Origin of the sequence: Spongiivirga sp. MCCC 1A20706, from assembly GCF_046524175.1 — a bacterium.
Classification (GTDB): Bacteria; Bacteroidota; Bacteroidia; order Flavobacteriales; family Flavobacteriaceae; genus Spongiivirga.
Genome location: NZ_JBEFZF010000003.1, coordinates 487,250 through 510,457, shown reverse-complemented (window position 1 = coordinate 510,457; position 23,208 = coordinate 487,250). Strand labels below are relative to the sequence as shown.

The 23,208-nt window shown below is 40.8% G+C and carries 9 protein-coding genes; 5 read left to right on the top strand and 4 right to left on the bottom strand.

Translation table 11 applies throughout. From position 1 onward, the window contains the following. Positions 1 to 526: 526 nt before the first annotated feature. From ABN763_RS10210 to ABN763_RS10200, 3 genes are read left to right on the top strand one after another with little or no spacing between them, the layout of a single operon-like run. Positions 527 to 15,514 (top strand): gliding motility-associated C-terminal domain-containing protein, encoded by a 14,988-nt coding sequence (locus ABN763_RS10210; RefSeq protein ID WP_410485361.1) that lies wholly within the window; start codon positions 527 to 529, stop codon positions 15,512 to 15,514. 10 nt (positions 15,515 to 15,524) lie between these two features. Further along, the gene (locus ABN763_RS10205; RefSeq protein WP_410485360.1) at positions 15,525 to 16,544 is read left to right on the top strand and encodes a type IX secretion system membrane protein PorP/SprF; all 1,020 of its coding nucleotides are present in this window, start codon (positions 15,525 to 15,527) and stop codon (positions 16,542 to 16,544) included. 14 nt (positions 16,545 to 16,558) lie between these two features. Continuing rightward, positions 16,559 to 18,514: an OmpA family protein gene (locus ABN763_RS10200; RefSeq protein ID WP_410485359.1), complete on the top strand. Its 1,956-nt coding sequence runs from the start codon at positions 16,559 to 16,561 to the stop codon at positions 18,512 to 18,514. A gap of 53 nt (positions 18,515 to 18,567) precedes the next feature. Here the strand turns inward: ABN763_RS10200 and ABN763_RS10195 are convergent, their stop codons facing one another. From ABN763_RS10195 to ABN763_RS10180, 4 genes are all read right to left on the bottom strand, one after another. After that, positions 18,568 to 18,984, bottom strand: coding sequence for a DUF3052 family protein (locus ABN763_RS10195; RefSeq protein ID WP_410485358.1), 417 nt, complete (start codon positions 18,982 to 18,984; stop codon positions 18,568 to 18,570). 2 nt (positions 18,985 to 18,986) lie between these two features. Continuing rightward, complete coding sequence (locus tag ABN763_RS10190) at positions 18,987 to 19,394, bottom strand: DUF1801 domain-containing protein (protein WP_410485357.1); 408 nt, start codon at positions 19,392 to 19,394, stop codon at positions 18,987 to 18,989. 126 nt (positions 19,395 to 19,520) lie between these two features. After that, the gene (locus ABN763_RS10185; RefSeq protein WP_410485356.1) at positions 19,521 to 20,270 is read right to left on the bottom strand and encodes an SDR family NAD(P)-dependent oxidoreductase; all 750 of its coding nucleotides are present in this window, start codon (positions 20,268 to 20,270) and stop codon (positions 19,521 to 19,523) included. A 183-nt stretch (positions 20,271 to 20,453) separates the two neighbouring features. Beyond that, the gene (locus ABN763_RS10180) at positions 20,454 to 21,470 is read right to left on the bottom strand and encodes a carboxypeptidase-like regulatory domain-containing protein (RefSeq protein WP_410485355.1); all 1,017 of its coding nucleotides are present in this window, start codon (positions 21,468 to 21,470) and stop codon (positions 20,454 to 20,456) included. A gap of 265 nt (positions 21,471 to 21,735) precedes the next feature. Between ABN763_RS10180 and ABN763_RS10175 the strand changes: the two genes are divergently transcribed. Together ABN763_RS10175 and ABN763_RS10170 are read left to right on the top strand one after the other, a co-directional pair. Continuing rightward, positions 21,736 to 22,335: a methyltransferase domain-containing protein gene (locus ABN763_RS10175; RefSeq protein WP_410485354.1), complete on the top strand. Its 600-nt coding sequence runs from the start codon at positions 21,736 to 21,738 to the stop codon at positions 22,333 to 22,335. Between the two features lie 126 nt (positions 22,336 to 22,461). Continuing rightward, a complete protein-coding gene (locus ABN763_RS10170) occupies positions 22,462 to 23,139 on the top strand; it encodes a hypothetical protein (RefSeq protein WP_410485353.1) in 678 nt (225 codons plus the stop codon). Positions 23,140 to 23,208 lie beyond the last annotated feature (69 nt).

Genomic DNA, 23,208 nt, shown 5'->3' with positions numbered 1-23,208 from the left:
AGTAATTTGATTAAAATGACTCTTTAGTCAATTTTGTTCAACATAGTGGTATTCATGAAACTAATGTGTAAATATTACCGAAGCTAGTGAAATTGATAGGTTCACTTCGATGTCATCTATTAAACTGTGTATCAGATTGATAAAAAGATTAAACAAAGTATTTTTTTTTAAAGATTTAACATTTTTTCTTTAATTTTAACAATGTGTTTTGAGCGTACACTCAAGAAACTAACTAAACCAACAATAGAATTCATACTGGGAGCAACAGGTTGATGATTTAAAGAACAGCGGGGTTCTATAAATAGTCAAATGCATTTGTCTATTTCATAAATTTTAGAAAATAGAATTGTTATTAACCAAAATACTAAGTGTGAAAAACAGCTACCTCGACTCCTTTTATTGATCTTATAACAGATCACCCTCCATTAGAAAAGAGCATATTCTTTGAGATACCTATATAGCAATTGGTATATTCTAAGAATAACTGGTTGTTTCCCATACTTTATTATTAACCGATCAATTACCTATGAAACTCCTTGCAACTACTTTGTTGGGCATTATCCCTAGTTTATTCCTTTTAAGAATGCCTCGGTCCAAGAAGCTTATTTTTTCATTATTTCTTGTATGTTCTTTTGGACTTTTTAACCAAACCTTGATTGCACAATGCCCGTCGCCAGGCACTGGAGGAACATTATATGATCAGGACGACTTAGGGAATATCATTGACGGAAATATTACACTGACCTCGGGTGATGTAGTTTGTATTTCTTCCTGGCCGCCTACTTCTGGGACCTATACTTCGGGAGGTGTTTTCGGAGGTATAGATCATGTTAGTACGGGTAATCCTGGGTATACATGGCCAGCAGGAACAACACTGTACGTACAAGGAAGTGCAGGTGAAATAGGGTTTTTTGGGGCGCTGGCGGCTGCAGGTAGCCCTGGTTGTACTGCTCCTTTTACAGATAAAGCGGTTATAGCTGTAGAGGATGCTAACGGAGCTGCGATTAGAGTGCAGGGAACATTAGGTATTTGCGCATCAGCCTTATATGCTGACAACTATGCTGATGCCTTTTTAATTAATGGTGCATTTGATATTTTTTCTGCTTTTGGTTGTAATGCCAACCCGTTAAATTGCGAAGCCGGAGTACCAAGTGATTTATCAAGTTCTTCTGGAGGCGGGAATCCGAACCCTGATGAAGATGGAGACGGTATTTTAAATGTTGCGGACCTTGATGATGATAATGATGGTATCCCTGATGATATTGAATATTTAGGCTTTAGTGTTACCGATCCGGCGGGAGGAATTTGTGATATTCCTTCTTTTGATTTTAGTAACAATCCCACCCAAACTGGACCAAATAATACGGTAGGGACCACCTATAGATATACCAATTCTGCACCTGGTATTGATGCGGTGGTAACAATTTTGGAACTCAATAGCGCAGTCATTAATACTATCGATAATCAAAATACTGGTTTAGCCAGTGCTTTCAATCCTGAAATACGATTTTCAGGTACGGGAACACCTAACGCTGTTTTCCGAATGGATTTTTATGAAACAGGCACTACGAATCCTGCTGCTTCCATAACCAGTTTTGGTGGTTCAGCCTATGATATTGATGGGACTAGTCAAAAAGAATCGCAGGTATATTATGATATAGGGGCTTATATTTTAGAAAGCACGACTGCCTTGTCAGCAGATACGGTTACAGACCCCACCTACGGTAATGGTATCGATTTTACCGCAGGAGCTGTGCAAGGTCCAAGCATTGATACCAATCCCGTAATAAGAGCATTTTTTCATTATCAAGATGTAAGTTCATTTGTTTTTAGGCTGCAATATAAAAAGGGAAATAATGGTGGGTCGGCCACAAGGCAATTCTCATTAAATATTGATGAATGCACGGCAATTGAATATGCTGATCCTGATTTTGTAATTGTTAATGGGTTGGATTTTGACAATGACGGTATTCCCGATCATTTAGATATTGATGCGGATAATGATGGATTGCCCGATGTTTATGAGGCAGGCAATGGTGCTTTAGATACTAATAATGACGGAGTGTTAGACGCAAACGATCCTGGAGGTGATGTCGGAGCAAACGGTTTGTCGGCACTGGTAGAAACAAATGATACGACTACCGCAGGAATCAATTATATACTACCGAATACAGACAACGATTTAATATCGGAAGGAAAAAGGTTGTTTGATTATAAAGATCGAGATGCAGACAATGATGGAATTACTGATGCTGAAGAGGCGTGGGCAAACAATCTAGTTTTAGGGGATGCTGGTAACGACGGTACTATTGATGGCGACGGGATAGACAATGCAACAATTACTGATGCCAATGGTGACGGTTGGGATGATGATGCCCAAGCGATTTATAATGGGGTTCCAACAAATTCTGATTATGATACCATACCAGATCATCTTGATTTGGATAGTGATGGCGACGGACTGCCTGATACCTTTGAAGGCAATTTTCAGGTTGCTGATGGTGATAATGATGGAATAGTCGGAACTGGAATCCCAGTCGATTCCGACAATGATGGTTTGGCCGATACCAATGATCCTGATTTTCCGGGGAATATTTTAGGCGGTTTTGGTTTTAACCAAGATCGCGATGGCGATGGCGTGAATAATTATTTAGACATCGATATTGATAACGATGGCATCATTGATAATATTGAAGGCTTACCAACTACTTCCTATGTATCCCCATCAAATACCGATGCGGATGGAGATGGATTAGATGATGCCTATGATGTAGACCAAGGAGGAGTTGCACATGGATACGCAAATACCGATGGGGGTTCGGCGCCGGATTATGCTGATACAAACTCAGACGGACAAGACGGAGGGTTGGATCCTAGTGATTTGGCCGAAAACTTTTTTGGCGTATCCGGCTCATTAGACCCCGCCGAAGTTGATGTTGATAATGATGGAGTGCTAGATGCCGTGGCCTTTGCCGATGCTGATGGTGACGGACTGGCTGATATTTTTGACCTCAGTGCGGGGACAACGGCTATTGCCAATGTAACCAATGGTGGGCAAACACCCACAAGTCAACCCAACGATCAATTGTCTTCTACCCCTGAGAGAGACTGGCGTGAAGAATTGGCACCGGATAACGACGGTGACGGTATTCCAGATAGTGCAGATATAGATGACGATAATGATGGAATCCTAGACTTAAACGAACGAGACTATTTGGTATGTAATTATCAAGTAACAGCATTCGGTGCTCCGAGTGGTGCATCTGTTTCAGGATCTAATAATGCGAACGCCACGACAACAACAGTTACCATAACAACATCCGGTGGCGGCACTTTATCCAATCAAAACCCGATTTTAGAAAGCTTTCCTCAATTCAATATTACACCAGCGTTAAATGGTGTCCGAACAAGTCGAACGGGAGCGGTAACTATAGCTTTTTCTCAACCAGTTGAAAACCCAATTATCTTGTTTTCAACAATTGGTGGCCCGGGTTTACTTAGAACACTTACCTTTTCCAATACCTTTGCAGTTCTAGACCGATATGGTACCATCACAATAACTCCGACCACTATTTCAGGTGAGGAGGTAGGCGCTGCGCTTCAATTTCCGGGAACCTATACTTCAATAAGTTATACGACAACGGCTCCGGCTGAAGAATATGATATTGCTGTTGTTTTTCAAGATGGTGCGTGCCCATTAGCAGCTGTTGATAGTGATGGAGATGGGATTTTGGATACATTTGATCTGGACTCTGATAATGACGGGATTACTGATTATACAGAGGCAGGTGGAACCGATGATCCTGATGGAAACGGACAACCGGGTACTGGTGTTTTAGCAGATAACACTGAAGTAGATGCCCAAGGTTTACCACTAGGAGCAGCAGGGTCATTACAAACATTTGATTCTGATGGTGATGGTATTGATGATAATGTCGATTTAGACAGCGATAACGACGGCATTCCTGATGTCATTGAAGCACGCGGTACTGATGAAAATAACGATGGGCAATTAGGCCCGGGTACTGCTAATGATGCGGATGCTGATGGACTCATTGATGCGATCGATCCTTATGACGATCGTGATGGTACTGCTGATACTGCATTAAATCCCGGTAATGCGTTGCCAATACCCAATTCTGATGGTAATGGTCCGGTGGATTATTTAGACTTAGATAGCGATAATGATGGTATTCCAGACGTCACCGAGGCTGGTGGTTCTGATCCTGATGGTGACGGTATTATTGGAACCGGTGCAATAACGGATACAGATGGTGATGGTTGGAGTGATATCACCGATGCTGATGATGGCGGCACGGCCTTACCGGCAGGTGACGCTGATGGTGATGGAAAACTTAATTTTCAGGATGTTGATAGTGATAACGATGGTATTTACGATACGACGGAAGCTGGTGGTACTCCAGATGCGAACGGAGTTATAGCCGGATTCACCGATGGTGATGGAGACGGATTGGATGATAGCGTTACGGGATCACCATTACCATATCCAGATACTGATAGTGATGGCGTTAATGATGCCTTAGATTTAGATAGCGATAATGACGGTGTTTATGATCTTATTGAAAGTGGCCAGGGCGATACCGATGCTGACCAAGATGGTCGGGCAGATGGAGCTGATACAGGTACGGGAGCAGTAACTGGTGCTGCCTATGGTACACCGGTGGACACAATCAATACAGCAGGTGATAACCTTCCTGATTATTTAGATTTGGATAGTGATGATGATGGCATTCCGGATAATATAGAAGCCCAAACAACAGGAGACTATACAGCGCCCTCTGGTACTGATAGTGATAATAACGGTGTTGATGATGCTTACGATACCAATGGTGCACCAGTGACGCCAACCAATACGGATGCTGCCTTGGCAACAAGTGATGCGATCCCGGATTATTTAGATACCGATAGTGATGGTGATGGAACTTTAGATAGTGCCGAAGCGCCTGTTCCTTTCGGTGAAACCTACGCCGACCCAAATGGTAGTCTTGATGACCCAAATACACTACCCGATGAAGATACTGATAATGGCACAACGGGTGATGTTGATTTCCGTGATGACAACAATGATCTTGTTGATACTGATCAAGATGGGATTCCCGATATTACAGATGTCGATGATGACAATGATGGTATTTTAGACGTCGACGAAAGCTGTGGGACAGCAAGCGCAGATGCCAATTTCACAACAGGAGGTGGCACAGGTACAGTTACAGGAACGTTAAGTGATACATCAAATACTATAGTGTTTGATGTAACTTTTAATACGCAACCAAATGGAGCTAATGGCGGTTTTGGTAATTCTTCTGATTTGTTCCCACCTGCTGTTGCTGGTTTTTCAAATGCAGCTGGGTTTACTAGCACGCTTACCATTGCGCCGACTGGAAGTTTTACGTTAACCAGCTTAAGGGCATCTTCAGTAACTGTAGATTTTGTAGATGCAGGTACCTATGCATTTTCACAACCAGTAACTAATTTAGTGCAAAATAGTGGTAGTGGAACCTTCACCTTGTCAGGAGATGGACTTACGGTGACAGTAAGTGGTGGTGCAAATGTAGGAGGATTTACGGTCGATTTACTGAACCCTATTACTTCACCTTTTGATATTATTGCCACCACTTCGATAACTGATACATATACATATGTATTTTCTGCTGATATCGAATTATGTGATGATTTGGATGGAGATGGTATTCCTAACTCCTTAGATTTAGATTCTGACAATGATGGTATTCCTGATAATGTTGAAGCCCAAACCACTGCTGGCTGGCAGGCTCCGTCTTCTACAGTATTTGCTGCTGGCCCCTTTGCAGGATTACCTGATAATTATGGTGTTGGTATTACACCTGAAAATACTGATGGTACAGACAACATAGATACTTTAGATACCGATGCTGATAACGATGGGATATCGGATACTACTGAAGCGGATATTGACCTTTCGGGTGTCGATGCCAACAATAACGGGCTAGACGATATTGCCGATGTTGCTGCTAATACCGACATGATGCCGTATAATGTACCGCAAGGTAATATAACGAACCCTTCAACTGAATATCCGGATGAAAATGCACTAAACGATGTTGACTATCGTGAGGGGCCAGATTATGATAATGATGGTGTGATTGATAGTGTGGATTTGGACAATGACAATGATGGAATTTTAGATCGTGTTGAATGTCCCTTGCCCAATTTAACTCCAGTATCTGCTTCTAGTCCTGAAGCGAACAGCTGGGCACAGGGTCCCTACGCAGTATATGTAACAGGAGGAAATACGGATGGAAGTGGGCATACAAATTCCGGCTGGGATGAAGCAGCGCAGGAATTTGGAGGAACTCTCTCGAATGATAACGATTGGCCCGGATCAGGAGGAGAACAAGATATAACAGGATCCATTGATATTCCATTTGACAATGGCGTAGTTACCCTTACTTCCAATAGCACATCCACTAATTATAATGCGGGTGTAACCGGGAATGAACTGATAAGTGGTGGCACTGGGAATGCCCTACTGTTGGGCCAGGATTTTCCACCGCTACTTAATCTTCAAAATGGAGGGAATCCACAAATAATAACCGCCACGATTACATTTACTGAACCAGTTTCTGCATTCTCTTTTGAAATGTTGGACAATTTTGATACGCAGGGAAATCCTACAGAAAATTATACGGTTAGGGTAAATGATAATTTGGTTTTTCAAGCTCAAAACGGCCAGTTTGGCTCAGATGCTACGGGATTATTAACGGTTCAAGATGGCGATGGAAACAATCAACCTACTCAAATCACAGCAGGTAATAATACAGAGGCTTTTATAGGAATCGTTTCTTCTGGGCCTAAAATCAATAAAGTTGTATTTACCTACACGATTACTGCTACGACACCAACTGATGAACGTAATAATATTGGTATTGATAACTTCTATTGGGCAACGACCACTTTTTTATGCGATGTTGATGGTGATGGACTTCCAAATAGCTTAGACATCGATGCTGATAATGATGGTATTCCAGATAATGTCGAAGCGCAAGCTACAACAGGATATACGGCGCCTTCGGCAACAGGTGTAGTAGGTCAAGGGGATGTAGGACCTACCGGAATTCCTACGGCCTATGATCAGGTTAACGGATTAACACCTGAAAATACAGACGGAACGGATAATCCTGATTATTTAGATGTTGATTCCGACAATGACGGATTGCCTGATGTGATCGAGGCCGGATTCACAAATTTTGGTATTACAGGAGATGCCGATGGTGATGGTTTGGATGATACTTTTGACGATGTAGATACCGCAGCAGGTCCTTTTGACGTAAATGATGATCAAAATAATGGAGCCGCCGATCTGCCTAATCTAACAAATACAACAACATCTGAGGTTGATTATAGAGAAGCGAGCGATTTGGATAATGATGGTATTGCTGATCTTGTCGATCTTGATGATGATAATGACGGGATTCCCGATGCAGAAGAAGGATGTAGCTGGGCTGAAGTCGATTTTGACGTTACTAGAACAAGTACCACTTCTAATGGGGTTACCGTTACCGTTGGTGGTTTTTCTGGATATGGTAGTTTTCTAGGTTTTGACCGCGGTACAACTTTTTTCGATAATGCAGCCTATACCTTTCCCGATGGGTCCACTGAGCTGGATGCATCAGGATTTTTCTATGGGGGCATTTTAAATGCAGGGCAGTTAAATGACAATATTGTCTTTGATTTTACGGGTTCTCCGGTAAAAGAGGTGTATCTACATATTAATAGTCTCGATCAAATAAGAGCGGTATTTGACCCAGCTCTTAATCCTAATATACAAGCTGATGTAGTCTCAGGTAATGATTTTAATATCCTTGTCAATTCAGGAGTATTTGCAATTGGAGATAACAATATTGAACCTGCAGACGATGCTTCCGATAGAAACACCACTCAAGAAGAAGAAGATTTTCCAAATGGGCGATCTGCTGATCTAACGATTAGATTTAGCAGAACGGATAGTTTACCAATTACCCAGTTGAATGTAGGTATTCAGGAAAGAGAGAATGCAAATACAGATGGTGATGGAGGGAATTTTGCGATGCAGGTATTGGTTGAAGAAGATTTTGATGGCGATGGTATTCCTAATTGTAATGATCTGGATAGTGATAATGATGGGATTTTTGATGTTGTAGAAAGTGGTAATCCACTGGTAAGTGATCCGGATAATGATGGTATTGTAGGAACGGGAACACCGGTAGTGGGAACGAACGGTATTCCGGATATAGCTGAAGATGGTGGTGCTGATGGCGCAGGAGTTAGTTCGCTGCCCCTGGATTCTGATGGCAATGTGAACGATGGTCCTAACTATTTAGATATAGATGCCGATGATGATGGTATTCCTGATAATGTTGAAGCGCAAGCCACAGGGGCATATACGGCACCAGCTGGTGATGCAGCTACCAACAATGGCGTGGATACTAACGCTGGTGTTGCACCAGAAGATACTGATGGTGATGGTATACCAGATTATATCGATACTGATGCTGATAATGATGGTATTAATGATGTTTTTGAGGCCGGTCAGGGTACTTTTACAGGCACCGATACCGATGGTGATGGTTTAGATGATGGCTTTGATACGAGTGACGATAGTGTAAGTGGTACTCCTGATGTAAATGACAATCTAGATACGGGAGCAAGTGGTACTCCGGACTCTGATGGCAATAATGACAATATTGCTAACGGAGCGACTACTGATGTCGATTTTAGAGATGCACTTGATACAGATTCTGATGGTATTCCTGATGTTGTTGATCTCGATGATGATAATGACGGTATTCCTGATCTTACAGAGTGTCCAATTAACTATGTTAATATCACTGCTGCAACATTGGGAATTAATGGAAGCCCATTTTCAAATACTGATATTACGAATGTTGACATTAGTGATGCATTTGGATTTCCTGCAAACAGCGGGGCGATTGTTATTTCTGCGACAGGATTAAATAGTGATAATGGGAATCGACTTGTTGTAGGAGCAGATCCATCAGTAAGTGACGAAAGTACATTTGCTATATCCGGTACTGCTGCTTCAAGATTGAGAGCCGAGCTAGAACATGGACGAACACTTGGAGATACTCAAGTAGATGGAATTCGATCATTAGATGGAGTAGCGTATACTCAAATCACGTCGCTAAATCCAAATTTTGTTGAGCAAAATTCTCCTCCGACATATAGTGTCTTAAATACAGGTGGCGGAGCAAACCCAGATTCGTTTGTTTGGCAATCTGCTACAAGTGGAGTAACAAATTTTAGTTTGTTTACAACCAATCCAGGAACCAGCTCAGTAATAAGAATAAGATTGTCGCTGGAACCAGATTTTGACGGAGATGGAATTCCCAACTGTCTTGATGCTGATTCCGATGGGGATGGGATCTCCGATATCATTGAGGCAGGTGGTACCGATACGGATGGTGATGGTCAAGTTGACTACCCAACACCAGGAGACCCAACAAGTATGACAGATGCTGATAACGATGGTTTGGCTGATGAGGTTGATGATGTTGGAGGTTCAGTGACTACAGGAACTCCACTTCCTGTCCCGAATGCAGATGGTTCAGGCGGACCCAATTACTTAGATATAGATGCCGATGATGATGGTATTCCTGATAATGTAGAAGGACAACCTACCGTAGGATATAATCCTCCTGCAAACGCAGATACTGATGGCGATGGTATCGACGATGCCTACGATCCGGATAATGGCGGTACAGCAATTGTACCAGAAAATACAGATGGTACTGACACTCCGGATTATATTGATACAGATGCTGATAATGATGGTGTTGATGATATTTTAGAAGCCGGACAGTTATTGGGCGGCAATACTCCGGCAGATTTGGGCACGGATACTGATGGTGACGGATTGGATGATATTTTTGACGATAGCGATGATACTGCTACAGGGATACCTGATGCAAATGATAATTTGAATGGTGGCGCAGCGGATACTGATAATGATGATATTCCTGGAACTCCGGAAGTAGATTTTAGAGAAATTGAAGACTCCGACAATGACGGGATAGCAGATGCTTTAGATCTTGATGATGATAATGATGGCATTCCGGATACGGCAGAAAGCGGAGGGATCGACCCAAGTGCCGATGATGATAATGATGGTATACCTAATTTTGAAGATTCCGATTTCCCTGGATTTGCAGATGTGAATGGAGACGGAGTCAATGATAATTTAGATGCTGATGGCGATGGTATTCCAAATCACTTAGATAAAGACGGAGATAACGATGGAATTCCTGATATTATTGAAGCTGGCGGTACGGATACTGACGGTGATGGAGAAATAGATTATCCAACACCGGGCGATCCTACCAGTATGACCGACGCCGATGGTGATGGTTTAGCTGATGAGGTAGATACTATTGACAGTGGTAGTGGTCCTGGTGAAGTAACAGGAGGAACACCACTTCCAGCTCCTAACACTGATGGTGCGGGTGGACCGGATTACTTAGATATTGATTCAGATAATGATGGGATTGTTGACAACATCGAGGCGCAATCAACTTTAGGATATATACCTCCTTCAGGTAATGATACTGATGGCGATGGAATTGATGATGCCTACGATCCTGATTGTACAGGTGCTAATTGCGCAGGAGTTACTGGAAGCCCAATTATTCCAGTTGATACCGATGGCAATACGGCTGAAAACCTTCCTGATTATCGCGATACTGATAGTGATGATGATGGTGAAAGTGATACCATAGAAGCATATGACACCGATAATGATGGAGTACCAGATACAGTACCGTCTAACACTGATGCAGATGGAGACGGTTTAGATGATGCTTTTGATAACGATGATGCAGATCCCGATCCTACAAACGGTAATCAAACTGCAACGAATCCATTTCCCGATACAGATAGCCCTGGCGGTGAACCAAACTGGAGAGAGGAGCCAATCGGGCTCACCATCACCAAAACCGATACTTTAGTTGATGGTGGTGATGGGTTACAAGCAGGAGATACCATTACCTATGTGTTTACCGTAACGAATACAGGCGATACCGATCTCACCAATGTGACGGTTACAGATGCATTGGTCACGGTAACAGGTGGGCCATTGGCAACATTAGCTGGTGGGGCAAGTGATACAGGAACATTTACGGCTTCGCACACGATCACTCAAGATAATATCGATGCAGGTAGTTTTAGTAATAGTGCTGTTGCAACCGGAGAAGATATTAATGGTAATACGGTGACTGCTTTATCGGATGATCCCGATGACACTACAGATGTCGATGGTGATAATGATGGCAATCCAGACGACGATACCGTGACAGTATTATCTAGAACCGACGGCATTACGATAACCAAAGAAGATACGTTAAATGATGGTGGAGACGGTGTAAACGCTGGTGACACTATTACTTACATATTTACAGTAACCAATACAGGAAACACAACCTTAACCAATGTTGCTGTAACAGATCCTGGGGTTGTCATTAGTGGAGGGATTTTACCGACACTCGCTCCTGGAGCAGTTGATAGTTCAACTTTTAGTGGTACGTATGTGATTACACAAGCCGATATTGATAGTGGTAGTTTTACGAACAAAGCGACAGTTTCTGCTACCTCGCCCTTAGGTCCTGTTACCGGACTTTCCGATGATCCTGATGATACTAGTAATAGTGTGGATGATGATGGGGATGGAAATCCTGATGATCCTACCGTTACAGATCTTCCTCAAACTACGGGAATTGAATTAATTAAATCGGCAGCGGCAGCTCCGGATGGATCATACGATACCCTTGGAGAAGAGATTGTATATACCATAAGTGCCACGAATACTGGTAATATTACCTTGACCAATGTGGTGGTGACTGACCCTAATGCGGATCCTGGAACGATCACTCCGGTTGATGCTGCAAATACAGCACTGGCTGCCAGCCTTCCACCGGGAAGCACCGTGGTTTTCGAGGCTAGACATGCCATTGTACAAGCCGATTTAGATGCGCAACTTGTATCTAATCAAGCCAGTGTGACGAGTGAAGATCCTGATAGTAATCCGATTGAGGATACGGCATCAGACAATCCAAATACTCCAGCTGCTGACGATCCTACCGTGGTTTCATTAGATGGAGATGCACAATTAACAGTAACTAAAACTGATGATGCAGCCGCTGATGGTGCTTATGATACCTTAGGAGAAGTAATTAATTATACGATAGTAGTAGAGAACACCGGAAATGTGAATCTTACTAATATTACGGTAAGTGATATCAATGCTGATAGTGTAAGTCCTGCTAATGCGGCTAGTCTTGCCCCTGGTGGGACCACCACTTTTACCGCAACACACACAATTACGCAGACTGATCTTGATGCCGGTGAAGTAGTAAATACAGCTGTCGCCACAGGTGATGATCCTAATTCAGCTCAGGTAACCGATACTTCTGATGATCCGGATACTGCTGCGGCCGATGATCCTACTACAACACCAGTAGTTAAAAATCCTGAGTTAACAGTGACTAAAGTTGATATGGCGGCACCGGATGGGGCATACGATACAATTGGAGAAGTAATCACGTACGATATAGAAGTATCGAACTCAGGAAATACTACATTAACCAATGTGGTCATTACCGATCCTAATGCTGATTTGGGTAGTATTAATCCAGCTAGTATTCCTACTTTGTTACCGGGAACAACTGCAACGGTAGGGGCAACTCATACAATTACTCAAGCTGATATTGATGTAGGAATCGTGACAAATCAGGCAACGGTTACTGCTGATGATCCTGATGGAAATGAGATAACAGCAACGTCTGATGATCCAGATGTGGGAGGAACTGATGATCCTACTAATACACCAATATCTCAGACTTCAGGCGTCGAGCTGACTAAAGTGGTATTACCATTGAACCCTGCTGATCCATCTGATTTGTATGATACTGTTGGAGAAGCCATTCGGTATCGAATTACTGCTACTAATACAGGAAATGTTACGCTTATCGGAGCATCAATTACCGATCCTAATGCCGACGCCGGTAGCATTAGTCCTGCAACGGCAGATATTCCTGCAGGAAGTAGTGTTGATTTTACAGCATTGCATACCATAACACAAGCTGATATTGACAATGCAGAAGTTGTTAATCAGGCAACGGTAAGTGTAGACGATCCTTTAAATCCTGGGACACCACTTACAGAAGTGTCTGATGATCCGAATACACCAGCTGATAATGATCCAACAGAAATAACAGTACCCCAGGTAGGAGAATTGACGGTTGTGAAATCAGTTACCAGTGTAGGACCATACGATTCCGTAGGCGATGTAATTACTTATAGCATAGTGACCACAAATTCGGGTACTATTACATTGAGTGATGTTATGGTTACTGATCCAAATGCGGATCTAGGAAGTATCCAAGGAGGCACGATTGCGTTATTATCCCCTGGAAATAGCTTCACCGCGACAGCAACGCATACTATTACACAAGCTGATATTGATGCAGGCGAGGTAGTGAATACTGCAAGTGCTGCTGGTATCGAACCCGTTGCAATAGGGGGTAATCCAACTCCAACATTTGATTCAAATGAAGTGACCACTCCGGTTGACCAGGTATCAACCTTGGTGATTTCAAAATCGGCCGATCCGCCAACAGATGACGGATTTAACGAAATTGGTGAGATCATAACATACTCCATCACTGTGGAAAATACAGGGACTACTACCTTAACTAATATAATAGTTAGTGACCCGAATGCCGATCCAGGCAGTATTACTCCAGCTACCATATCTAGTTTAAATCCAGGTGCTAGTGTACCATTGGTTGCGAGCCATACCATTACACAAGCTGATTTAGATGCAGGTAATGTTACCAATACAGCAAGTGTTGCTGGTGATGATCCACAAGGTAATCCGGTAAGTGATACGCAATCTGATGATCCTAACACACCTGCACCGGATGATCCTACAATAACTGATTTAAGTCAAGAAGGTGCATTAAGTGTTACAAAAACAGCACTTCCCGAACCAACCGATGGATTGTACAATGCAGTTGGTGAGGTGATTAACTATGACATTGTTGTGACGAATACGGGTAATGTAATGTTAAATACCATTACCATTAGCGATACCAATGCCGATGGTGGTGTAGTAACGCCGAACACTATAGCAAGTTTAGCACCAGGGGCTAGCGAAACGGTGGTGGCGCAATACACGATTACTGCCTCTGATCTGACTAATGGTTCAGTTACCAATGTGGCTACCGCTAGCGGTTTTGATCCTTCAGGTACACCAGTAAGTGATGATTCTGATGATCCGCTTAATAGTGCTGATGTTGATAATAACGGTGATGGTGATCCCGATGACCCAACTGTTGTTGGAACACCTCAGGTACTCGATCTTCAAATGAATAAAATCATTAATACGGATCGATTTACTGCTGTAGGTGATCAAGTGACTTTCGTAATTCAGGTAATTAATAATGGAAATGTACCATTGACTAATGTCATGGTAACAGACCCACTTATCGATAGTAACTCCAATGATTTCTACACAACTAGTACCACGATCGACCTGTTAGAGCCGGGAAGAACATTTACCGTTGGTGCTGTGCATGTAATTACTCAGGAGGATGTAGTGGCAGGAGTTGTGAGTAATACTGCTTCAGTTTCAGCCTTGATCAATGGCGGTCCTGAAGTAACACAGGACTCCAATCAAGTAGATGCTTTTCTAGACAGCGATGGTGACGGTATCCTCAATATTGACGATCTAGACGATGACAATGATGGAATTACCGATCTCGAAGAGCAGAATGGCGACCCTGATTTGGATACCGATGGTGATGGTATTATCGATAGTCAAGATTTAGATAGTGATGGCGATGGTATTCTGGACATCTATGAAGCAGGTCATAATGCCAACGATGCTGACGGAGATGGTCGATTGGATGGCCCTGTTGGATCAGACGGCATTCCTGATTCGGTTCAAGATTCACCAAATGGCGGAGCTGTCAACTACACACCAACAGATACGGATGGAGATGGAATTGACGACTTCCAGGATATCGACGATGATGGAGATAATATTCTTACAGCAGATGAAACTCCTGATCCTGATGGCAATGGAAATCCTTCGGATGCGATTGATACCGATGGTGATGGTACACCTGATTATTTAGAACCTAATAATAGCAATGGAGAGGAAATAGAAGTATTTAACGGATTCTCCCCGGATGGTGATGGTAAGAATGATGTATTTACGATAAGAGGTGTTGAGAATTTCCCAGAAAACAATCTTGAAATTTATAATCGCTGGGGGGTATTAGTGTATGAAGCTAATGGTTATGGTCAAAGCGGTAAATTCTTCCGCGGACTTTCAGATGGAAGGGTCACGATAGCTCGAAATGAGGAGCTACCAGTAGGAACATATTATTACATATTCACGTATGTAAACGGTTCCAATACGACCATTGAAAAATCAGGATACTTATACATCAACCGATAATCGAATAGCAATGAAAACTATATATAATAACACGTCTGTAAACAAAATAGTCCTTAACAGATTACTGCTTAAAGAAAGTGGAGTAGTCCAAAGGCTTAATGTAACGATTCTTTTCTTGCTTTTACTGCTGTCTGGAATTAATGAAATCAGTGCGCAGCAAGATGCGCAATACACCCAATATATGTATAATACGATCAGTGTAAATCCCGCCTATGCTGGTAGTAGAGGTGTTTTTAGCGCGCTTGGATTGCATCGTTCACAATGGGTAGGGCTCGATGGAGCGCCAACGACACAAACAATAAGTCTGAATACACCATTGGATGATGAAGGTAAATTGGGCCTGGGAGTCTCTTTTGTTAATGATGAGATAGGACCCAGTGAAGAGCAGTACCTCTTTGTTGATTTCTCATATTCGATTGATACCTCGGAAGATGCCAAGCTTTCTTTTGGACTAAAAGCAGGAGGAAATATACTAAATGTCGACTTTACAAAACTTGGCATTTTCGAACCCGGAGATCCGAGGTTCGAACAAAATATAGATCAACGTTTTTCACCAAATATCGGTGTTGGTTTGTATTGGCATAGTGATGAATGGTATGTGGGGTTGTCAGTGCCTAATCTTTTAGAAACGGAGCACTATGATAAAAGTAGTAGCGATACTAGCGAGACGTTTCTGGCGAGAGAACGCGTTAATTATTATTTAATTGGAGGCTATGTTTTTGATTTGAGTTCAAGCTTAAAATTGAAACCGGCTGTATTGACCAAATATGTAGAAGGAGCACCATTACAAGTTGATCTTTCTGCAAATCTGTTGATAAACGAAAAATTCACGCTGGGTGCGGCATATCGATGGAGTGCTGCCTTAAGCGCGATGGCAGGTTTTCAAATTACTGATAACTTGGCAATTGGCTACGCTTATGATTTTGAAACTACAAAACTGCGTAGATTTAATTCGGGCTCACATGAGATCTTCCTGAGATTTGAACTATTTAATAATGTAAGCGGAGTATACTCACCTAGATTCTTTTAGAAATTATGGCAATCATGAAAAAATATATATCCCTACTGTTAGTTGTTCTTAGTACTGGTCAACTAATAGCACAATCAAGTAAAGTTGAAAAAGGAGATCGTAGTTATAAAGCATACGATTATCAAAAAGCAATCGATTTATATAAGGATCAAGTTGAAGGAGAAGTCGGCACAGAAAATGAAGTGATCGAAAAAATAGCAAATGCATACTACTTCAATGCCGATTTTGTGAATGCAGAGGAATGGTACAGAAAGTTAACAAGCAATGCCAGTGTTGATGTTAATCCAGAAGCATATTATCGTTTTTCACAATCACTAAAGGCAAATAAAAAGTATTCAGAGGCAGATAAATGGATGGACACATTTATCAAATCTAAACCAGCGGATAGCAGGGGTAAGCGCTTTGTTGAAATTCGAAATTATCTTGAAAAAATAGCAGAGAATAGTGGGCGTTTTACTATAGAGTCACAATCGTTTAATACGAAGTTTAATGATTTCGGACCTAGCTTCTACGGGGACAAGTTGTTGTTTTCTTCTGGTCGTGCGCTAATAGGTTTTCAAGTGAAAAAGCATCTGTGGAATAATGCTTCTTTATATGATATTTACGAAGTTTCGCAGGAGCTAACTGATACGCTTGGTAAAAAAAGAAAGATTAAAAAGCTCAAAGAGATCAATACAAAACTACATGAATCGACCTCAGTAGTTACAAAAGACGGTAGCACCATGTACTTTACGCGAAACAATCTCTACAAAGGTGAAGTTGGTAAAGACACTATCGGCAATATCCTATTAAAACTGTTTAAAGCGACTAAAAATGATAGAGGAAAATGGGATAATATAATGCCGTTGCCATTTAATGGTGAAACCTTCTCAACAGGGCATCCGGCCTTAAGTGATGATGAAAAAACCTTGTATTTTACCTCTGACAGACCTGGAGGTATCGGTGCAGCTGATATTTATCGTGTAGCCATTAAAGGTGATTCTTATGGAGATATTGAGAATTTAGGCCCTACTGTTAACACCGAAGGTAGAGAGAGTTTTCCCTTTCTCACTAAAAGTAACAAACTCTTTTTCGCATCGGATGGTTTTTATGGTTTGGGCGGTTTAGATGTTTTTATGGTTGATGTAAATACGTTAGATACTACAAGTGATACCAAACTGGTATACAATGTTGGAGAACCTATAAATAGTCCAAAAGATGATTTTGGTTTCATCATAAATGAAGATACAAACAAAGGATATGTTGCTTCAAACAGAGCAGGCGGCATGGGCGGTGATGATATTTATGGTTTTACCAGAACTAAAATGCTTGTAACCAAATGCGACGGTGGTATTAGTGGATTAGCTTTTGAAACTCATTTTCAAAAGCCACTACCCGGAGCAACACTCGTTTTAAAAAATAGTGAAGGTGAGGAAATTGCAACTACCGTATCAGATAGTCAGGGTAAGTTCACTTTTGATGCAAGCTGTGCTAATGAAGATTATGTGATTGAAGGAACAAAAGCTGGGCATGAGAAGGGAACAACTTCATGTAGTTTAACTGTAGCAGAAAGCACTAAAGAGGTACAGGTGGATTTACTAGAACTACCGCCGTATGAAGGAGATGATGTTGCCAAAATACTAAATTTAAGACCGATTTATTTTTCCCTAAATAAGTCATTTATCAGAAAAAGTGAGGAACCTGAACTTACAAAAGTTTTAAATTATATGAGGGAAAACCCAACTGTTAAGATTGAGATCAGATCGCATACCGATAGTAGAGGTAGTGATCCGTATAATTTGAAATTATCTGACAGGAGAGCAAAATCTACGGCACAATGGATCATTGATCAAGGTATTGCTGCCGACCGTATCAGCGGGAAAGGATTTGGAGAGACACAGTTAAAAAACGAATGTAAAAATGGTGTGCGTTGCAGTGATGCAAAACATGAAGAAAATCGAAGAAGCGAATTTATTATTGTTAGCAAGTAGTGCTAATAATCTGTATTAACCATGAAAAGCTATCCTAGAGATGGCTTTTTTTATTAGCGGTCTTCCTTGCGATATACAAACTTATGTCCGCTCCAGTCATCATTAATAGCGGCTACTTTGACGTCGACAAGTCCAATATCCAGACCGCATTGCATCACATCAAATTTATCAATTGAAGATGGTATTTTAGAGGTTTTTTTAGGCCAACTTACCCAAATGGCACCAGCTTTTTTCAGCACCTTCTTTGCTGCTAAAAAGAACGTTTTAAGTTCATCTTTGGTGCTGGCAAAAAAATGAACGATATCGACTAGATTATCATGATGAATATCTTCTATCAACATAACATCAGAAGGAAAGTCTCTAAAAAAGTTGAGATAGGATGTTGGTGTATTGAAAACCAGCACTTCATAACCCGATTTAATGCCTAATTTTTTAGCGAGTGGTGTGCCTGAATAACCGGAGGTAGCCATATCTATATTATTTCATATTGACTCTTCATATAGTCTATAGATAAGCCAATAAGTTCAGCTAAAACAACCTTGTCAACGTCTGCTAACTGCTTTACATATAAACAAGAAACACCCGTTTCAAATTTACCAAGTTCCTTTAATAGTGCTTCATAGCGATAAAACCCTGCAATAACATAAATAACCAGAAACTTTTTTCGTTGACAAAATCCGGTGAGAAACCACCGACCTTCACGACCATTTTTTTGAGTGTATTTATATTCACCAAAACCAACCATACTACCACGCCAAATTTTAGGAGGTTGTTTGGTAATATGTGACATCATGTCAAACAGCGTCTTACAGTCTGCTTCTTTTTGAGCATCACCTATTTTATCAATTACGGCCTTTACCTCGGGATATTGATCAATCATAGTTTAAAGATAAAAAGATGAATTTAATTCTTGACTTTTCAAAAACGTTAATCCAATAAAAAAGACGATCATTACGGTCGTCTTTTATTATTTGCTATAGTAATACGTTTTACCGACAGGGAAACGCTAATTCCTACCAGACATTACGCCACCATCGGTATCCCAAATAGCCCCTGTTACCCAGGATGCCTTGTCAGAAAGTAAATACGAAATGGTGTTGGCTACATCTTGTGCTTTACCATTCCTTCCTATTGGATGAAAGGCATGGAAGTTTTGTAAAGCATCATTCGCTTCTTGTTTACCGCCAAAAACACTTTCGTAAACCGGGGTTTCTACCACAGCAGGTGACACCGCATTGACACGAATATTATGATCGGCCAATTCCATAGCCAAATGTTGGGTTAGGCTGTGTAAACCTGCCTTCTGCATAGAATATGCTGAAGATGGCGTTGCCTTGACCGCTTGTTTTGCCCACATAGACCCGACATTTACGATAGCACCACCATCTGTTGCAGCCATTTTTTTTGCTGCCACCTGGGTGATGAAAAAGAAGCCGCGGTTCAGGTTTAAATAGGAATCATAATCTGCCTGTGTATGGTCTAAAAATGCTTTTGGACCAAAAATACCCGATGCATTTACCAGGTAATCAAGGTTATCAAGTGCGTTGATGGTTTCATTTAACGCATGTACTTGTGCTTCGTTGGTGATATCTACTTTGTGGGTATACAAATTGCCATTGGTCTCATCTTTAAAGGCATTTAGTTTGGCGTCACTTGTACCAACAATATGAACTTCTACACCTTCTTTTAATAAATTTTCGGCAGTAGCTCTTCCAATACCACTACTTCCTCCTATAATGAATGCTCTTTTTCTCATTTTTTTAAAAATTAAATTGAGAAACAAAATTAGATGGTAGTATTTCCTGACATGATGTGATTAAAAGAGAAAAAATGGTAGTATTAGGAAATCGGCGGATATTTCTGATATGCTGCCCCATGGTATTTAAAACCGTCATGTACTTTTCCTGAAAATCACCGAATACAAGAAGACTGTTCTACTTTATATATCATCTAATAAAAAATCATGCGGTAGTGTATCCCCCATGCGTTGCGCTCCCATATGCCCTTCAAAGTACATTTGATCAACTGGATAATAATTGCCAAAATCATCAACGTAAATTTCGTTACTATAGGTACTGATTTTAGAGTGTGGTAGATTTTTATATTGAATGACCAGAATATCTGAAATTTTAATGGCATTGACTCCATTTTCTTTTCTGACACCAATTACCCGCCGCGGACTGAGTTTTAGCTTAGAGTCTCTTCTGAATAGCCTAAAGCCTTCTTTTGATACCTTATTATTAACAACTGCTCTTAGAAAATGCATTTTAGAACCTTGATAGGTTTCCATTCGTCGTCGTTGGGTCTCTGGGGTGGTCAATCTTTCAAGAGTACTATAAAAACTATGCCCGGCATACGACACATTTTTGACATTAAACTTGTTCTTATCAGGATTCGCTGATCCATATATTAATTCAAACTTATGGAGACGCACTGTAATTTGATACTTCAAGCGATCATTAACGATGATAAGAGGATCTTTACAAAATGCGACCAATTTTTTATCCTTTTCCAGGTACGTTAGTACCAGATCGTCTTCATTTAGAATCGTACATGATTTACCATTGTCGGTATTGCCCAAATAATGGGTTTTAAATTGGTTTAGTTTTACGTCTCTTGTCCAATCATTGGGTGATAGAATGACCTCTGATAGCGGTACTATTTTTTCCTCCATCTCAATGCGCAAAAATTGTCGGTCGTTCACCTGTGAAAATGTAATCGTTTGATAGCCGATGTATGAAATCACCAGCGGGGTCGTGAGATTTTTGTTGTAAGACAGTTTAAACCGTCCCTTTGGCCCTGTTACGGTACCCACGGTAGTATCATCAAAATAAACCGACACCCCCTCAAGCGGATCACCACTAACCAAATCAGTCACTACGCCTTGAACCGATTGCGCATGGATACAACTTGAAAGCGATAAAATAGTGATAATAATAATAAGGTGTCGCAGCATCAGGGTCTTTACGTATTTAATTAAAAATGTTCTTTCTAAAGATAATTAGAAGTGATTATACTTTAAAATGGAGGATTTTTTTTAACGGTACTTTATCGTTATTTCGTTTTAGCTGTTCGTATTTGGAAAATTAAATTGTGGAAATGTCGCGAAGTGCAGGAATAATTGATAGCGCTAGAAAGCATGCACCAACATAAAAATGAAGTAGTGATTGGTAAAGTAATCCATTTATATGTAATTTTCCAGTACTGCAGTTAATCGACCTATGAAAGCAAAGGAACTTCAAGAATATTGGACCGACCGTTACCATGAAAATAGAACCGGCTGGGATATAGGCTATGTGTCTACGCCGCTAAAGGAGTATGTTGATCAGTTAGAAAATAAAAACCTAAAGATTTTGATACCTGGTGCCGGCAATGCGTATGAGGCCGAATACTTATTTAATAGTGGATTTAAAAATGTTTTTGTAATGGATATTGCTGAGGTGCCACTGGCAGCCTTTAGAAAACGAAACCCTGATTTTCCCGAAAATCAATTATTACAAGAAGATTTTTTTAGTCATCAGGATACATATGACCTCATTATTGAGCAAACTTTTTTTTGTTCATTTCCGCCATTGGATGAAATGAGAAGTGCGTATTTCAAGCAAATGGCAAATTTGCTTCATAAAAATGGGAAGTTAGTCGGTTTGTGGTTTGATGTTCCACTAACGGGTGATATGGAAAAACGCCCTTTCGGAGGTGATAAAGAATCGTACCTATCGTATTTAAATCCCTATTTTAAAGTCGACACCTTTGAACGAAGTTATAACTCCATCCCGGAACGACAGGGTAATGAGTTGTTTGGAATTTTAATAAAGAAATAATAATAACGTTTAGAAAAACGATTCTATTGAAAGCCAATGATGTCAAGTAAATATTTTGGACATGCTTTCAATTAAATTTGTAGGTGTCAAAGTGGACATTTTATTTACGAATCTAAAACACAATTGATGAAAACTATTTCAATTCTCTTGTTACTTTTTTGCGGTTTAAACAATTCCTTTTCTCAGGACCAGCAGAAAAATCTCCAAAAAGTGGAAGGATGGTATTTTAGGGCGATAAGCGGCTATCCTGCTTCGGTTACTTTTGAACCAATTGTGCTATTTAAAGATGGATCGTACTATGAAATAACGGATGAGGCTTTGGTTGATTTAGACTTTTCAAAATCAAAAAAAGAACAAAAGAATCTTTGGGGGACTTGGAAAAGAAATAGTAACATTTTCACGCTAACCGACAACAATGGTAAATCCAATGAATACGACCTAGATTCTGGAAATTGGTTTAAAGCCTTTCCCTTTGAAAGTTCAATAAACCTAAAGGGCACTTACGAGAAAATTTCTGGTGGTGATTTTGGTAATGGGCTTTACGCACTTTTTAATTCGCAGTTGGTATTTTTAGATGATCTACATTTTACGCACTCAAAGAACAGTGGAACTATATCTTATGGTTCCAGCGCCTGGCAAAGTGATAAAAAATCCGGGAAATATGTTATTGATGGAAATCTTATCGAATTTGAATACAATGACGGCCGGAAAGTTCGCCTTTCATTTGCCATTGGCGCAGAGGGTGATAATGTTATGGATACGGATATGCTTTTTATTGGAGGAAAAGCCTATGTAATAGATTGATATGGCTATGAAAGTTTAATAAAACAATTGCAATAACCACGCGAAACCATCTTCTTTTAAAATATCGAC

Coding starts and splice junctions, on each gene's coding strand:
- ABN763_RS10210 (WP_410485361.1), top strand. CDS start 527: ATGAAACTCCTTGCAACTACTTTGTTGGGCATTATCCCTAGTTTATTC.
- ABN763_RS10205 (WP_410485360.1), top strand. CDS start 15,525: ATGAAAACTATATATAATAACACGTCTGTAAACAAAATAGTCCTTAAC.
- ABN763_RS10200 (WP_410485359.1), top strand. CDS start 16,559: ATGAAAAAATATATATCCCTACTGTTAGTTGTTCTTAGTACTGGTCAA.
- ABN763_RS10195 (WP_410485358.1), bottom strand. CDS start 18,984: ATGGCTACCTCCGGTTATTCAGGCACACCACTCGCTAAAAAATTAGGC.
- ABN763_RS10190 (WP_410485357.1), bottom strand. CDS start 19,394: ATGATTGATCAATATCCCGAGGTAAAGGCCGTAATTGATAAAATAGGT.
- ABN763_RS10185 (WP_410485356.1), bottom strand. CDS start 20,270: ATGAGAAAAAGAGCATTCATTATAGGAGGAAGTAGTGGTATTGGAAGA.
- ABN763_RS10180 (WP_410485355.1), bottom strand. CDS start 21,470: ATGCTGCGACACCTTATTATTATTATCACTATTTTATCGCTTTCAAGT.
- ABN763_RS10175 (WP_410485354.1), top strand. CDS start 21,736: ATGAAAGCAAAGGAACTTCAAGAATATTGGACCGACCGTTACCATGAA.
- ABN763_RS10170 (WP_410485353.1), top strand. CDS start 22,462: ATGAAAACTATTTCAATTCTCTTGTTACTTTTTTGCGGTTTAAACAAT.